The organism is Halorubrum vacuolatum, from assembly GCF_900188065.1.
Taxonomy (GTDB): domain Archaea; phylum Halobacteriota; class Halobacteria; order Halobacteriales; family Haloferacaceae; genus Halorubrum; species Halorubrum vacuolatum.
Genome location: NZ_FZNQ01000015.1, coordinates 61,617 through 77,701, shown reverse-complemented (window position 1 = coordinate 77,701; position 16,085 = coordinate 61,617). Strand labels below are relative to the sequence as shown.

Sequence of the window (16,085 nt, the reverse complement as noted above, 5' to 3'; positions counted from 1 at the left end):
CTGCCGGCTGTGTCAGCGCAGATCCTCAGACGGCGGAATCATTTTGTCCCCAGCCGTGGTTTGTTCGGCCAGCAGCGTTTCCATAGGTGAATACACAGCGCGAATACAGCACGGGATGAAGCTTGAATCCGAAGAGTAGTGATCAGCCAATACAGATACAACATTCAGCAATGTCCCCGCATTCCATCAGACGAATTTCAATCGATATCGATGAAGTCACATACGTACTCACTATCGCTCTCATCAACGTCTTCACACGGATACGTAGACCAGAAATAACTCGTGGGGCTAACGAGATGAAGCCGCACACTCACACAATCGGTCTTTGCTTCGGCTGCCACATCGAACGGCTTCCACTCATCGTCAATGTTTGCCTCGACAGTGTATGGTCTCGCTTCGCTACTCCACACACAGTCAACTCTTTCACTTCTTAGTCTTCTCGGGTCGTCGTCAGCATCCAGATCCAGTTCGCTATGCTGGACTTCCGTTCCGTCATCTAACACGCGAATCTCAAGTGTTTGTTCTTCCTCATACTCATTCACTACGGAGACAGCTGCGAGTTGTACGTCCGATTCAAATATGGATAGACAACCCGCAACGCCCCCAATCGCACAAGCAGATCCCATCGAAAGATAGTGTCTTCTTTTCATAACTACTTGTTAGAAACTCTGTTTTATAACGTTATTGACGACACCAATAGCAAGAATATGGCGCTTTTTCCGACTAAAACACTCAATAATAGGCCTCAACGCACAAGTAAAATCTTGATCTGATTGTTCGGTAAGCGCTCTCCAGCGACCACTGATTCAGCACAGGTTAGTCTGAAGCAACGAGCCTGTCGTGCTGAACACATCTCTATTCAGCATGCCCATCGCCGGGCTGATTGCGGCGTTCGCGCCCGTGATCGGGCACATCGGCGGGGGCTCATCGGTGGCATCGTCACGGACGACAGTGCCGGTGATGGGTTGCTCTCCAGCGACTGAGCGGGCCACTGCATCGGGGAGAAAAGCGTGCTTTCAAGCGGCCGCTCGATAAATCCGCCTGTATGTACGAGGGACTCAAAGGGTTTCGTGACATCTATCCCGGCGAGCAGTCGGCGCGACGGTCGGTGACCGACGCGATCGAGGGTGCCGCCGCGAGCTACGGGTTCCGTGAGGTCGCCACGCCCGCGCTGGAGCGGACACAGATGTACGTCGACAAATCCGGCGCGGAGATCGTCGACGAGCTGTACGCCTTCGAGGACAAGGGCGGCCGTGCGGTTGCATTGACGCCGGAACTCACGCCGACGGTCGCACGCATGGTCGTCGCGAAGGGCCAGGAGCTTTCGAAGCCGATCAAATGGATGTCGACGCGGCCCTTTTGGCGCTACGAACAGGTCCAGCAGGGACGGTTTCGCGAGTTCTATCAGACGAACATCGACATCTTCGGCTCGGATGCGCCGGAGGCGGACGCCGAGGTGCTCTCGGTCGCCGCCGACGCGCTGACGAACCTCGGGCTCACCGGCGAGGACTTCGAGTTCCGCGTCTCCCATCGCGACATCCTCGGCGGGCTGGTGCGAGCGCTCGCGACCGACCCGGAATCGGTCGACACGGCCGCCGCCATCCGCGCCGTCGACAAGCGTGCGAAAGTCGAGGAGGGCGAATATCTCGGCTTGCTGACCGACGCGGGGCTTGACCGGGAGGTCGCCCGCGAGTTCGACGATCTGATCACTGGCGTCGAGACGGTTGCGGACCTCGATGCGGTCGCGGCCGCCGGCGGCGACGATGTCGAGGCGGCGGTGGAGAACCTCCGGGCCGTGCTCGGGGCCGCCGATGATTTCGGGGCGGGCGAGTTCTGTGAGATCTCGCTCACCACGGCGCGCGGGCTCGATTACTACACCGGCGTCGTCTTCGAGTGTTTCGATTCCACCGGCGAGGTCTCCCGCTCCGTTTTCGGCGGCGGGCGCTATGACGACCTGATCGAGAGCTTCGGCGGCCAGCCGACCCCCGCCGTCGGGGTCGCGCCCGGCCACGCCACCCTCAAGCTGCTCTGTCAGCGCGCCGGCGTCTGGCCCGAGGAGACGCTCTCGACGGACTACTACGTGCTCTCGGTCGGCGACACCCGCGCGGAGGCGGCCGCCGTCGCCCGCGACCTTCGGGCCCTCGGCGACGACCTCGTGGTCGAAGCGGACGTGTCCGATCGCTCCTTCGGAGCACAACTCGGCTACGCCGACTCGATCAACGCCGAGACGGTCGTCGTCGTCGGCGAGCGCGACCTCGAAAACGGCGAATACACGATCAAGGACATGGACAGCGGGGCGGAAACGACCGTTCCGGTCGAGGAGTTTCCGCCGGAGTCGGGCCGGCCGACTTACGAGGACTACGAGTGAGATCACGTCACTCGGCGGAATACGAGTAAGCCCGGCCGGTTCTGGGGCATTCATATCGATCGTCACCGACTAATGGATATGGATCCGGACCTCGATCGATTCACCTCTCGACGATCGACCGTCTATGGACAGCGTGGCGTCGTCGCGACGAGCCAGCCGCTCGCGAGCGAGGCCGGTATCTCCGTCCTTCGGGACGGCGGGAACGCCTTCGATGCCGCGGTGGCGACGGCCGCAGCGCTCAACGTGGTGGAGCCGACCTCGACGGGACTCGGCGGGGATGTCTTCGCGCTCTACCGGACCGCTGAGGGTGCGGTCGGCGCGATGCGAGCCTGCGGCGGCGCGCCGGCCGAGGCGACGATCGAGAACGTGCGAAACTCGCTTGAGGCGGCCGAGGACCTCTCCGCTTACTATCCGGACGACGGCGGGTACGCCGTCGATGAGAGTCAGGAGGCCGGGATGCCGTTTTACGGCCCGCATACAGTCACGGTGCCGGGGACGGCCCGTGGCTGGGAGGCGACCGTCGAGGAACTCGGTCTGCTCAGCCTGCGGGACGTCCTGCAGCCGGCGATCCGATATGCGACCGAGGGCTTTCCCGTCTCGGAGGTGGTCGCGTCCCACTGGGCCGGCGCGGAGGAGCTGTTCACCGATGACCACGCACGCGAGGCGTTTCTCGATGACGGCACGGCTCCGCGTGTCGGCGAGATCGCCACCCTCCCACGGCTCGGCGAGTCGATGCAGCTGATCGCCGAGCAGGGCGCGGACGTCGTGTATGAGGGCGCGATCGCCGACGCGATCGTCGAGGAGATCCGATCGAAGGGTGGGTTCATGAGCCACGCGGACCTCGCCGAGTTCGAGGTCGAGTGGCCCGAACCGGTCTCGACGACTTACAACGGTGCGGAGGTCTATGAGCTGCCGCCGAACAATCAGGGACTCATCGCGTTGGAGGCGCTCAACATCGCGAACGAGGTCGGCGCGGGCGATCACCCGTATGAGTCCGTGGAGCGGGTACACGCCTTCGCGGAGGCGATGAAGCTCGCGTTCCATGACGGCCATCGCTACATCACGGACCCGACGTTCGAGGACCATCCGCCGCTCGCCTCCGCGGCGTGGGCGAAAAAACGTGCCGCGAAGATCGGCGAGACGGCGAACCACGACGTCACCTTCGGGGTCCCCGAGGCGAACGCCGAGGACGCCGACACCGTCCTGCTCACCGTGGCCGATGCAGAGGGGAACGTCGTCTCGTACATCAACTCGCGGTTCGCCGGCTTCGGCTCCGGTCTCGTCGCCGGCGGGACGGGAATCGCGCTGCAGAACCGGGGTGCGTCCTTCTCGCTCGATCCCGACCATCCGAACCGACTCGAACCCGGCAAGCGGCCGTTCCACACGCTGATCCCGGGAATCGCGCGGCTCGGTGCGGACGACTGGGCCGCCTTCGGCGTCATGGGTGGCTACATGCAGCCACAGGGACACGTGCAGGTCATCTCCAACATCGTCGATTACGGCATGCCGCTGCAGCGTGCGCTCGATGAGCCGCGGTGGCGATACCGTGAAGGTGGCGAGTTGGCGATCGAGCCACACTTCGATACGACCGTCGCCGCCCGCCTCGTCCGGAAGGAGCACGACGTCAGGATGCTCTCGCCGGTGATGTTCGGCGGCGCACAGATCGCCCGCAACAACGATGGCGTCCTCTCGGCGGCGACCGAACCACGAAAGGACGGGAACGCACAGGGATATTGATCCCGCGTGTCGGCCGCGTCGGACGATCCGTCCACTGCTCCGTTCGATACCCTTGCTCGGTGATGTCCTTCGACATTCCTGCCCGACGGTTTATGACCCCGAGTCGCGAACGGCGACGTGACGACAACGTATGGTCGGCACACACGTCCGTCGCGCTCTCGAAGTCGATACCCGCGCCGTTTCGGCGGTGATGCCCCCGTGAAACGGTTCCTCAGATACGTCCTCTATCGGGAGCTGTATCGATGGATCCGTAACGCCGGAAAGGATGCCAGTAAGGACGATGAGGGGGCCTCCGGGCGACGCTCCGCCACCCAGCGCCGCTCGGCACAGCGGACCGTCGACGATCTGCCGATCGAGGAGGGGCCCCTCGATGGCCCGGACGATCTGAAGGCGGTCCTTCAGCGGATGGATCCGTACGAGTTCGAACACTTCATCGGGGCGCTCTGGGATCGGATGGGATGGGAGACGAGCGTCTCGACGGAGAGCATGGACGAGGGTGTCGACGTTACCGCTCGAAAGGAGTCGCCGTATCCACAGACGTTGCTTATTCAGGCGAAACGGTACGGGCCGAACACGACGGTCGGATCGCCGGACGTCCAGCAGTATGCGAGCCTCAGACACCAGTATGCGGGCGTCGACAAGGTCCTCATCGTCACCACCAACGAGTTCACCGGGCAGGCGAAAGACCTCGCCGATCGGCTCAACGTCAAACTCATCGACGGCGACGACCTCGCGCGGCTGATCATCGAACGGGAGGCGCTCGACCTCGTCGCCGACTTCCTCGATTTCGTGGAGATCATCGAGGAACGCGACCAAGAATCCGACCACGACGCCCCGCCCGACGTGACCGGGGAGGCGGCGACGCCAACGTCTGGCGGGACCGAGGAGGCGAGGACACCGAAAGCTGGCGAGGAACCTGCCGGCGGGACGGAAGCGAATGAATCGATGACCGACAGGTCCGTGACGCTCCCGTCGACGGTCTCCGTGAAGGTCATCATGGCCGCTATCCCCGGCTGGCTGGTCGCGTTCTTCGGGGTGAATGCCATCCCGGAGACGATCTGGGGGCTCCTCTTTTTCGGGGTGTGGCTCGGCTTGCCGCTCGCGATCTTCCTCGATGCGAGACGCGTCCGTGACCATGTGGAGTGGCCCGCCCGGACGTGGGTGTACGTGCTCACCTCGTTCGTCTGGTTGCTCGCGGTCGTTCCGGCCGCGCTGTATCTCTGGCGACGACGCTCGATCGAGCGGGGACCGAGCGGCGGTTCCGATTCGAATACCACGTCAGCATGAGCACGACGAATGAGGGGGGATCCGTCGCGGTCGTGACGGGAGGGACGAGCGGAATCGGGCGGCTCCTCGCACGGGATCTCGCTGCGGACGGCATGACGGTCGCGGTCGTCGGACGCTCCGAGGCGCGCGGAACGAAGCTCGTCGCCGAGGCCGACGGGCTCCCGGGGACGATCCGATTTCACCGCACGGATCTGGCGATGCAGGCCGCGGTCCGATCGCTCGCCGAGGAGCTATCGGCGACCTACGACCGGATCGACGCACTCGTCCATAACGCCGGCTGCTCCTCGCATGCGCGCGTCGAGACCGAAGATGGGATCGAGTTGACCCTCGCGGTCAACCACCTCGCGCCGTATCTGTTGACCCACGAGCTGCTCGACGGACTGGTCGCCTCCGCACCCGCCCGAATCGTCGTCACCGCCTCGGGGATTCACACCCGTGCCACGCTTCGCTTCGACGACCTCGGGTGTGAGCGTGAGTACGACGCCCTCGACGCGTACGCCCGATCGAAGCTCGCGAACGTCGCGTTCACGCTCGAACTTGCGGAACGGCTGCCGGTGTCGACGGACGTGACGGTCAACTGTGTCCATCCCGGATTCATCCCCTCGACGAACCTGTTTCGGGACGCCTCGCTCCGGACGCGGCTACTAATTCGCGCCGCGTCGCTCGCTCCCGGCGTCGGCACGACGACGCGTGAGGGCGCGGATCGGCTCCGATCGCTCGTTACGGATCCCGCCTACGGCGAGCGAACCGGGACGTATGTGACCGGTGATGGCCCGACGTCGCCATCGGCGGAGGCCGCCGATCAGGCCGTCAGGGAACGGCTCTGGGAGGTGAGCGCTGATCTCGTCGGTGTCGACCCCGACTGGCCGTGACCGGGTGGCCGGCCTGTCGACACCCGCTTACGCCATCGAACGACCGGGAACCCTCGGGCCATAAAACTGTCCGTGAAACCCATATGGCAGCCGGTGTGGGAGCGGCGCCCGGGCGCGTTCGGTGAGCGTCTCGGCGTCGAGACAACAGAGGACGGAACGCTCCGCTTGGGTGTCGATCCCGAGCGAGAGCAATACGCCGTCGTCCTCGGCCGCCCGCGACGGCGCCGGCACGAACAGCGGCTCGCCCGGATGCACGTGTGGATCCGACCACTTCCTGGCCGTCGGGCCCGTTACGTCCACCTTCGCGATCGCCGTCGGGAGGCTGCCGCGGTCCGTGGCCGCCAGGTACGCGTACCGATACGGTCGACCGTTGGCCGCCTCGTAGTTGATCGTGGGGAACTCCACGGGGCCGTGATGGAGGAGCCCGCGGGTCGCCCGGCTGCCATCGAGCGGGAGGCGGAATCGAACGAAGTCGCCACGGGGAAGCTGTGGGTTCTCGCTTCGGAGGTTTGCGAGCGACAGTCCGGAGACGGCGGTTTCGTCCCCGAAGACGACCGCATCGAGCAGGACTGCCCCGTCGACCTCGTGAGCGTTCGCGATGTGGTAGATGAAAAACGGGTCGTCGTTGACGACCGCGACGCGTTCTCCGGAGTCGCGGTCGAGGATGTGAAACCGCGGCGGCGCGTCCCGCGGGCCGAACGCGTCGAGAAACGTCGCCCCGAACGGCAGCCGTAGCCCGAGCGCGCGGAAGTCGACGCCGAAGGGCGCTTCGGGAACGACGACGAACCGCTCGGTCAACCCGAACGCGTGGAGATATGGCGGCTGGGAATCGAAGACCAACCGCGTCAGCGGCGTCGGCTCCGCTCCCGGGTCGCGCCGAAAGAGGGTGTACGTGCTCTCGGAGCCGAACCGGGCCGCGATCCCCCACTGCACCCCCTCTTCGACGTGGGTGTGTCCGAGCGTGATGGTGGCGTCCAGCCCCGTCGTGAGATCACGGCGGCCGGTCGTCTCCAGCGTCTCCGGGTCGATCTCGATCCCGATCGGGCTCTCGGTTACGGCGTACAGGGCGTCGTCGAGCTCGAGCACCCCGATCGATGGGTTGTCCTGAAACGCCCCGGTCGCCGCGCGATACAGCCGTGTGAGTGGGGAGGCGTCGGCGGGCGTTCCGGGGAGCGACCGTCGAACGCGACCCTCCTCGCGGGCGACACGGAAGTCCTCGCTCCGGACGAAGCGGTTCGTGTACCGAACGGTTCCGTCCGCAAACCGGAAGCCGCGAAGCATCGCGAGCGCGTCGAACCAGTGATCGACGGTGCGTTCGCCCACCTCGAACTGCCCGGGGCCGTTGATGATGAACGTCCCCTCAAGCCAGGACGGGAACGACCCCTCCGTCTCCAGTTCGACGTCACGGCGCTCTTCAGTCTGCGTCTGCAATCCGGATCGCCACGACGGCTCCATACGGGAGGTAGGTGCCGTAGGACCTTACACCCTTTCACGCACAGGTTGCACACGTCGAGTCGGTGGATCGGCGACGAGGTATTCTCCCTCTCTGCTAACTTTTATATATCGTACTCGCCGAGATTCGCTCTCGGTTATATACCGACCTGGAAGGGTCCGTCGTCATTTATATACTGACCTGACTCTCAGGTTGCGTTATTTTCCATCTTCGTTCGACTTCTCCGGTATTTATTTATTACCCCTACTGGCCCACGGTCGTTCACTTATCTACTACTCCTACTGACCCACGGTCTTTCCGTAATAAATGACTCCCACCTACCCGGGGTATATAACCGAGCGTCCGTCAGCCGGCGGTCCCTGCCGGGCCGTCACGTCGGGCCGCCGACTCAGCCGACGGTCGCCCCGTTCGCGTACCGATCCCAGAGGAAGAGCGCCGGCGGCAGCGCCACGATGGCGGCGAGGAACGAGAGGAAGACGCTGGTCGCTATCAGGAACCCGAAGTCGCCGAGGACGGGCGTGATCGCGAGCGCGAGCGCCCCCGTCCCGAGCGACGTCGTCAGCATGCTCCCTGTGAGTGCGCCGCCGGTCCCCGAGAGCGTCGTTTGCAGCGACTCGTACGTGTCGCCGTTCTCGTTGTACTCGTCGATGAACCGGGCGGTGATGTGCACCGAGTAGGCGATCCCCAGCCCGATCCCGATCGAGAGGATCGTCGCCGTCAGCGCGTTAAGGGGCATATCGAGATAGCGCATCGTTCCGATCAACATCGCGATGGCGATCAGAATTGGGAAGACGTTCACCACCCCGAGCCACGGCCGTCCCTCAAGGATCGCATACGAGATGACGAGGAAGATTCCGGTAAGCACGACCGCGAGGATCAACGCTTGAATGGCCGATTCGAAGATCAGGTCGCTGACGACATCGAAGATGATGATCTCGCCGGTGGCGATCGCACCGAACCGGAAGCTCTCAGCATGTTCGGCGCCGTCTGCGGCGATCTCTTCCTGTTCGGCGCTCGAGTCGACGACGTACTCGACCTGTGCGCCACGGCGGTCGTCGGTGAGATACCGTTCCGCTTGCGATCCGGCGTCCGAGGCGAGCAGTTCGTCGTAGATCCGATCGAGGTTGCGGTCGGGGATCCCGTTGCCGCTTCGATCGTTGCGTTCGACGAGCGCGGCGAACTCCTCGTCGGCCTCCGTCTGCGACTCGATGACGGTGACGATGCTCGTCGTGTCAGCCTGACCGCCCGGCCCGACGGCGAGCGAGCTCGGTGGATCGTCATCGGGCGCCGTGAGCGCCTCCAGGGCGTGATCCTGTTCGAAGGAGCCCTCGACGAAGATCGTTATCGTCTCCTCTTGGTTGGCCTCGAACCGATCCTCGAGGAGGTTGATCGTCTCGGTCACCGTGTACTCACCCGGTGCGAACGGCTCGGGGATGTACCCCACGTACCACGCCTCCTCTTCCGGCGGAAGGAAATCCTCGTTGTCGAAGGTGGTATCGACGCCGGCGCCGTACGCCCCCAGCCCGCCGCCGACGACGAGCAGGGCCACGACGAAGACAACCGGAGCCCGACGGCCCAACTTGGCGGAGACGGCGAGGAGCCGACCGAGCGCCGACTCCTCGGAGGCGATCGGCGTCGAGCCGAACTCCGGCACACCGAACCGGTCACGGAGCCGGTCGACTTCGAGTTTCAACGCGGGCAGGAACACCCCGAACAGCAACAGGGTGAAGACGATCCCGACCGCGGAGGCGATCCCGAGGTTTCGGATCGGTTCGAGATCGGAGACCACGTTCGCGCCGAAGCCGAACACCGCGGTGACGGTGACGATGATGAACGCGATGACTAACTGGTTCGCCGCGATCCGCATCGCCGGCACCGCGTCGATGCCCTTTACGGTCTCTTCACGATAGCGATTCACGATATGTATCCCGAAGTCGATCCCCACCGCCAACAACAGCACGGGGACGGCGATGAGTTGTTGATCGAACGGGATCCCGGAGAACCCGAGAAAGCCGAACGTCCAGATCAGCGTCAACAAGAGCGTGAACAGCCCGAGCGCCATATCGATCGGGTCGCGGTAGGCGAACGCGAGAAAGCCGAACAACAGGACCAACACGACGGGCATGACGATGGCGAGCGAGTCGCCGATGATCTCGCCGAACTCGTCGTTGATTATCCCACCCCCGAACGCCCGGATGTCCCCCGGCTCGTCGCTTCCAAAGTCGTCGATCGTCGTCTGAACCCCAGACAGGTCGTCGCTATCGAATCCCTGTGGGACGTCGTGTGTGACGACCGTGATCGACGCCGAAGCCGACGCCTCGTTCTCGTTGAAGTCGTCCGAGAGGAGCGCCGAGAACTGTGGATTCTCGTTGGCCTGTCGAACCGCCGACCGGATCTCTGAATCGCTCGCCCGTTCGACCGCCCGTTTCATTTCCTCGGGACTTTCGGCGCTCGGGTCGAGCGTCTGCGCGACGATCGTCGCCGGGCCGTTTGCGGAGTCGTATCTGAGCGTCTCACGGTTGTCGGTCCGTTCGAGCACTCGGAGCATGTTCAACAGCTCTCCCCGAGTCAGGACGTCGTTGCCGACGTGGATCAACTGTGTGCTTTCCTCGTCCGCCTCGAACGGATCCTCGAACTCCTCGTTGATCGCCTCGAGCGCCTCCTGTTCGGGGAGGTCGTCGATGAATCCCTCGGTCGCGTCCGTCTCCGTCTCGACGGCTGACATACCACCGATAAAGACGACCGAGACCAGGAGAAACGCGACGATGACCGTCTTCGATCGGGCGACCATCGTCTCGTTGACGCGCTGGGTGAGCGCGTCGATCCGCTCCTCGATGTCCGTCATCTATCGGTCACGGTAGACGTAGTAGCCGCCGCCCGCGGCCGCGACGACGACGAGTCCGACGATCAGGAGCGTCCATGGGATACCACCATCGGCCTCGGCCACCGTTATTGCAACACGGGTGGTGTCGGAGAGTTGGCTTCTACTGCGCTCGTCATCGTATCGGAAGTCGAAGGAGATCGGGTACGTCTTGGCGGTCGCGCCCGACTCCGCCTCCAACTCGAACGTCATCGTCGTCGACTCACCCGGATCGAGTTCCTCGACGAACGCCTCGTCGTCGTCGCTGTCGAGCGGGTCGTTCGCGAACAGCCGGGCCTCGACGTCCTCGACGGTCTCATCGAGGTTGTTCGTCACCTCGACGTCGACGGTCTTCGTGTCCCCGGCGGCGATCTCGCGGTCGATCATCTCCACGACGAACTGGTCGCGTTTCGGCTCCACCTCGAAGAGGAGTTCGACGTCCTCGAACGCTCGCCGTTCGAGGTCGGCGTTCCGGTACTCGATAGCCATGTCGGCGGCCCGGTCTATCGCCTCGGCCTCGCCGCCGATCTCGATCGGGAGCCGGAACTCCGCGGACTCCCCGGCATCGAGCGTCCCGACCGCGATGGCATCCTCGATAGGGACCACGTTGGGTGATTCCTCGGCGTACCGGACGACGACGTTGCGTGCCTCAACGGGGCCCTCGTTGGTCACCGTCCCGATGACATCCCCGTCCTCGCCGACGCGGAGGTCCGATTCGACCTCGTCGATGGTGAACCGCTGTTCGTCCACGGGAGTGAATCCGCCCCTGGCCCCCTCATCGACCCGCTGTATCCCGTCCTCGTCCCTGAATTGGACGGTACCCTCGACGGAGTAGCCGCGGAGCGGCGACCCGTCGGCGATCGCCGCCTCGTACTGAACCGTGGCGGTCTCGCCGGCTTCAAGCTCGTCGATCCGGGCGCTGTCGCCCGCTTCCGCGGTCTCGCCGATGACGAGGCCGTCCGAGAGCGACTCTAGGGAGACGTCGACGTCGGCTGCGGTCGCCGAGCCCGTGTTCTCGATCTGGGCTTCGAGCGTTCCCGTGTCACCGATCTGCGTGTCGGTGCTCGCGTCAGTGATCTCGAAACGCGCCTCGTCACGCACCTCCACCTCGAACGTCTCCGTCACCGTTCGCGAACGGTCGTTCGTCACGCCGCCCGCCTCCTGTCGAGTGTGTGCGTATTTCAGCTCGACGTCGACGTCGTAGGTCCCCTCCTCGACGCCCTCCGGGACATCGATCGCGATCGTGACCGGTCGCGGCTCGTCCTCGGTGATCGTTCCGACGGCGGTCTGTCCCGTCGTCACTTCAAGCGGGCTGTCGGCCTCGGCTTCGGCGCGGACGTTGCGGGCGGTCGTGACTATTTCGCGCCGGTCCGAGGTGCCGACGTTGAGCGAGCCGTCGTTGGAGATCTGAAACTCGACCTCGTTTGTACTCCCCGGCGTCACGACGCGGTCGGGTGAGTGGACGTCGAGGTTGGGCGATCCGCGAACGAGCGGCGGCTGCTGTTGCTGGTCCGGCTCGGGTCCGCCGGCGGACGGATCCTCGGGGTCCTCCTGACCGATCGCGGTCCCCGCGGCCGCGAGCGCGCCGAGGCCGCCGACGACGACGAGTACCGCGAGGAGGATCACAACCCGTGGAGAACCCCTCATGGTTCACCAACAAATGCGGTCAGAAACCGGAACAAAAAGGATCGATACGGAGGCCGACCGAAGCGGGGATGACGTTGCATTCACGTCAAAAATGAGAACGCACGAATAGATAATGTTTACGTTTCTGCAATCCTACGACGACGTATGCGATCGAGATACCAGACCGGCGACGTCCGTTCGGTGGCTTCCAGATGACACGGTTTTCGGATACGGACCGCGAGCGTATCCGGTCCCGGCTGATCGAGGAGGGACGGACGCTGTTCACGCAGTTCGGCTTCGAGCGGACGCGGATCAGCGACGTTACCGAGGCGGTAGGGATCGGCACGAGCACGTTCTACCAGTTCTTCGATTCGAAGGCGGCGCTTTATGTATGTGTGCTCGCGCTCGAACGCGAGAAACTGATCGAGGAGATCGACGCGGCGACCGCGGCGGCGGGATCGCCACGGGAGGAGGTTCGGACGCTGCTGGAAACGCTGCTTTCGACGGTGCGGTCGAACCCACTCATCTCGCGGGTGATCATCGAGAACGAGCTTTCCGCGATCGAAGAACGGCTCTCGGCGTCGGAGCGTGAGGCCTTACGCGAGACAAATTACGACACTGACCTCTCGTACGCCGATGAGTGGGTGACTCACGAGTCGTTCCGCTATGACGACCCCGACGTGGTTAGCGGGATGATCCGGTCGTTGGTGTTCGTCACCCGGGCGAGGGAACGATCGGTCGCGGAGGTCGAGGAGTTCGCCCCGTACGAGGTGATCGAGGCGGCGCTTATCGAGACGGTCGTCGAGGGGCTGTTCACCGACGATGCTGACGCATCCGCGGCCGCCGGCGACTGATCACGTCTCTATCGCGATCAGCGCGTCGCCGGCGCGCCGGATCGGTCCCTCCACATCCAGGCGGTCGCGCACGAGGCCTATCTCGGCCACGACCTCCCCGAGGATATGGATCCCGGCTTGGAGGAGACGAACTTCTATGACCCCGAAAACTTCACGTATCCCTTCGGCACCCACGTCGCGGTCGTCGAGGTCGATCCGGGGACCGGCGACATCGAGATCGAGCGGTACGTCGCCGTCGACGACTGCGGCGAGATCATCAATCCGCTGATCGTCGAGGGACAGGTTCACGGCGGGATCGCCCAGGGGATCGCCGCGGCGCTTTATGAGGGGGCCGCCCACGACGAGCACGCGCGTCTTCAAACGCGCCGGATGGACGAGTACGCCGTCCCCCATGCGACGATGCTCCCCGATTACGAGACCGACACGACGGTGACGCCGAGCCCCCACAACCCGCTCGGGGTGAAAGGTGTGGGCGAGTCGGCCACCATCGCGGCCGCGCCGACCGTCGTCTCGGCTGTCGTCGACGCGCTCGAACCGTTCGGCGTCGACCATCTCGACATGCCGATCACGCCGATGGCCGTCTGGCGCGCGACCGGGGGTGGACGCTGATGTACGCCCCCGAGTTCGAATACCGTCGGGCCGAGAGCGTCGAACACGCTCTCGAACTGCTCGCGGCACACGAGGATGCGCGGCCGATAGCCGGTGCACACGGGCTGTTGCCACGGCTCCGGACGGGCGAGGAGTCGGCGTCAGTCCTGGTCGATATCGGTCACCTCGATGGATTGACCGGGATCGACGAACGCGACGACACGATCAGGATCGGCGCGCTCACGACACATGCGGAGATCGCCGGGTCGGATCCCGTCCGTGAACACGCGGGCGCGATGGCGGACGCGGCGAGTGAACTCGGCGACCCACAGGTACGAAACGGCGCCACGATCGGGGGGAACCTCGCCCACGGCGACGCGCGTGCGGACCTCCCTGCGGCGTTTCTCGCCCTGGACGGCGAACTCGTTGTTCGCGGGGTCGACGGCGACCGAACCGTCCCGGCGACCGACCTCTTCAAGGGACACTTCCGGACGGTAGTGGCCCCCCACGAACTCATTACCGAGGTTCGCCTTCCGATCGAGGACGAGTCGACGAGCGCGTACGTCAAGCGTCGAAACCCCCTGTCGGGATACGCGCTCGTCGGCGTGAGCGCGTGCCTCGGGTTCGCGGTGACGGACGACGACGCGCGGACGGTGGAGACGGCACGGGTTGCAGTGACGGGAGCGACAACCAAACCGAGTCGACTGCCGGGTGTCGAAGCGGCTCTTGCAGGAATGACGGTCGACGGTGAGGCCGGTCGTCTTGACGAAACGGATCGGCTCACTGGTGCGGCTGCACGCGCGACTGAGGGGTTTGAGGCGGATGACTACCGGGCCGATTCGCAGACGTCCCCGGAGTACCTTGCCCACCTCCTTCCCGTGTATACGGAACAGGCACTTCACCGAGCAGTCGAGGGATATCGCCGCTCGCGGTGACAGGTCTATACCCCTCACGTCGCTCGCGATTACACCCTTCTTGAAAGCCCGAACACATCGGGCTCGCGACCGGTGTCCATGAGTTGGAGGTGACGATCGCCGGATCGCTTACTATCGTGCTCTTCGCTTTCACCGCCAGCGGTGGTATTTCGGCTTCCCTCGCGTACGTAACAGTGAATGTTGGCCCCGGTCAGCGACGACGCCGGCATGCAGCGCATGGCAACTCACATGCATGGCTCCACCGTGGCGACGGGCCGATCGAACACGTTACGGTCCACCGCGATTATAGAGTATTGTATATGGTAAACAATTTGGGTCCCGGACGGTTAACAGAGCTTCGGGATGAAGCAGCGCTCGATACGTTCCTCGCGTCCGAAGATATCGCACTCGTCGAGTTCTACACCGAAGGCTGTGGGATCTGTCGGAGTATGGAACCGGTTTTAGGGAACGTCGCGCGCGACCGTGTGGACGTCGCGGTCGCCACGATCAATCCACGTGATGACCCACCACTGATCGAGCGATTTGAGGTACGGAGCGTTCCGCTTTTGGTGCTCTTCGTCGATGAAACGCCGGTCGCGAGGCGGGCGGATGGATTCGTTGGCGGCGACGACCTCGCCGCCTGGATCGACGAGCACGTCGTGTGAGGTCGGCGGTCGACGGTAGCCGACACCGGCTGCTCCGATGAGGAGGACGTTTGATGAGGATGCTCGGCGAGGCTGACGCCGTGCGATCGGATCTGCTGGCCGTATTGTTCGGTATACACAATACTTTTGTACTCCCCCAACGAATACAGTATTGTATGTCAGTAGAAACAGCGCTCAAGACTAAATTCGATTACGACTGGAGCTACTCGCCACGGACGTCCACCCTGTTCGGTGCGTTCACCGTGGTTGCTATCGTCGGGTGGCTGGTGACCGTTCTCCTCACGGCGATCCATTTCTACGCGTTGCCGGCGATCCCACCGGATGCACCGGTGCAGGGAAGCATTGAGGTGATCACGAGCCAGTGGGCGTACGTCTTCGGCGTGCCGCTCGCGACGCTCGGCGGCTTCTATTACCTCGCGACCTTCGGGCTCGCGCTATGGTGGTTCGACACCCGTCACCCGCTGATCATCAAGATCCTCACGCCGATCACCGCAAGCGGCGTGTTGTTCTCGACGTACTTCGTCTACTTACAACTCGGCGTGATCGGCGAGATCTGCCCGTTCTGTATGGTCTCTGCGGCCGCGACGGTGATCCTGTTCGGCTTGGAGCTGGCGATCCTCTCCCGTAGCGCCACCCCGAAGCTGACCGCGATGACCGGTGACCTCGGACGGCTCATCGAAAACACCAGCCTCGCGAACGTCCTCTTTCCCGTCATCATGGGCGTGATCACGCTGCTCGGGCTTTACGTCGTCACGATGTTGCCCCTGCCGGAAGTCGTCCCCTTCGTCTGATTCTAAGGTTCCTTTTCACCGGTTCCTAGACCTCCCCTTTTATACTCAGCTACGTACCGCCGTCGCCTGA

At 64.0% G+C, this 16,085-nt stretch carries 12 protein-coding genes and 1 pseudogene; 9 read left to right on the top strand and 4 right to left on the bottom strand.

All coding sequences use genetic code 11. The annotated features are described in order from the left end of the window. Positions 1-197 precede the first annotated feature (197 nt). Positions 198-650 (bottom strand): hypothetical protein, encoded by a 453-nt coding sequence (locus CHB65_RS12840; RefSeq protein ID WP_089385474.1) that lies wholly within the window; start codon positions 648-650, stop codon positions 198-200. Between the two features lie 395 nt (positions 651-1,045). Here CHB65_RS12840 and hisS point away from each other — a divergent pair, with 395 nt between their 5' ends. The 4 genes from hisS (at position 1,046) to CHB65_RS12815 (ending at position 6,264) form a co-directional block, all read left to right on the top strand. Next, a complete protein-coding gene (gene hisS / locus CHB65_RS12830; RefSeq protein WP_089385472.1) occupies positions 1,046-2,368 on the top strand; it encodes a histidine--tRNA ligase in 1,323 nt (440 codons plus the stop codon). A gap of 78 nt (positions 2,369-2,446) precedes the next feature. After that, a complete protein-coding gene (locus tag CHB65_RS12825) occupies positions 2,447-4,105 on the top strand; it encodes a gamma-glutamyltransferase family protein (RefSeq protein ID WP_089385471.1) in 1,659 nt (552 codons plus the stop codon). A gap of 198 nt (positions 4,106-4,303) precedes the next feature. Further along, complete coding sequence (locus CHB65_RS12820; protein WP_245809973.1) at positions 4,304-5,392, top strand: restriction endonuclease; 1,089 nt, start codon at positions 4,304-4,306, stop codon at positions 5,390-5,392. Continuing rightward, the gene (locus CHB65_RS12815) at positions 5,389-6,264 is read left to right on the top strand and encodes an SDR family NAD(P)-dependent oxidoreductase (protein WP_089385470.1); all 876 of its coding nucleotides are present in this window, start codon (positions 5,389-5,391) and stop codon (positions 6,262-6,264) included. The genes CHB65_RS12820 and CHB65_RS12815 overlap by 4 nt, the downstream gene beginning before the upstream one ends. A gap of 27 nt (positions 6,265-6,291) precedes the next feature. Here the strand turns inward: CHB65_RS12815 and CHB65_RS12810 are convergent, their stop codons facing one another. From CHB65_RS12810 to CHB65_RS12800, 3 genes are all read right to left on the bottom strand, one after another. Continuing rightward, entirely contained in the window at positions 6,292-7,719 is a 1,428-nt protein-coding gene (locus tag CHB65_RS12810; RefSeq protein ID WP_089385469.1) for a carotenoid oxygenase family protein, read from the bottom strand. A gap of 386 nt (positions 7,720-8,105) precedes the next feature. Further along, positions 8,106-10,562, bottom strand: coding sequence for an efflux RND transporter permease subunit (locus CHB65_RS12805; protein WP_089385468.1), 2,457 nt, complete (start codon positions 10,560-10,562; stop codon positions 8,106-8,108). Beyond that, on the bottom strand, positions 10,563-12,224 hold the full coding sequence (locus CHB65_RS12800) for a COG1361 S-layer family protein (RefSeq protein ID WP_089385467.1): 1,662 nt from the start codon (positions 12,222-12,224) through the stop codon (positions 10,563-10,565). A gap of 191 nt (positions 12,225-12,415) precedes the next feature. Between CHB65_RS12800 and CHB65_RS12795 the strand changes: the two genes are divergently transcribed. From CHB65_RS12795 to CHB65_RS12775, 5 genes and pseudogenes are all read left to right on the top strand, one after another. Continuing rightward, entirely contained in the window at positions 12,416-13,057 is a 642-nt protein-coding gene (locus tag CHB65_RS12795; RefSeq protein WP_089385466.1) for a TetR/AcrR family transcriptional regulator, read from the top strand. Positions 13,058-13,081: 24 nt separating this feature from the next. Next, positions 13,082-13,666: pseudogene (locus tag CHB65_RS12790) on the top strand (xanthine dehydrogenase family protein molybdopterin-binding subunit); the annotation flags it as partial. Continuing rightward, the gene (locus tag CHB65_RS12785) at positions 13,666-14,580 is read left to right on the top strand and encodes an FAD binding domain-containing protein (protein ID WP_089385464.1); all 915 of its coding nucleotides are present in this window, start codon (positions 13,666-13,668) and stop codon (positions 14,578-14,580) included. The pseudogene CHB65_RS12790 and the gene CHB65_RS12785, both read left to right, overlap by 1 nt. Before the next feature lie 311 nt (positions 14,581-14,891). Then, positions 14,892-15,224 (top strand): thioredoxin family protein, encoded by a 333-nt coding sequence (locus tag CHB65_RS12780; RefSeq protein ID WP_245809972.1) that lies wholly within the window; start codon positions 14,892-14,894, stop codon positions 15,222-15,224. A 155-nt stretch (positions 15,225-15,379) separates the two neighbouring features. After that, positions 15,380-16,015, top strand: a complete 636-nt coding sequence (locus CHB65_RS12775; protein ID WP_089385462.1) for a vitamin K epoxide reductase family protein — start codon at positions 15,380-15,382, stop codon at positions 16,013-16,015. Positions 16,016-16,085: the final 70 nt, after the last annotated feature.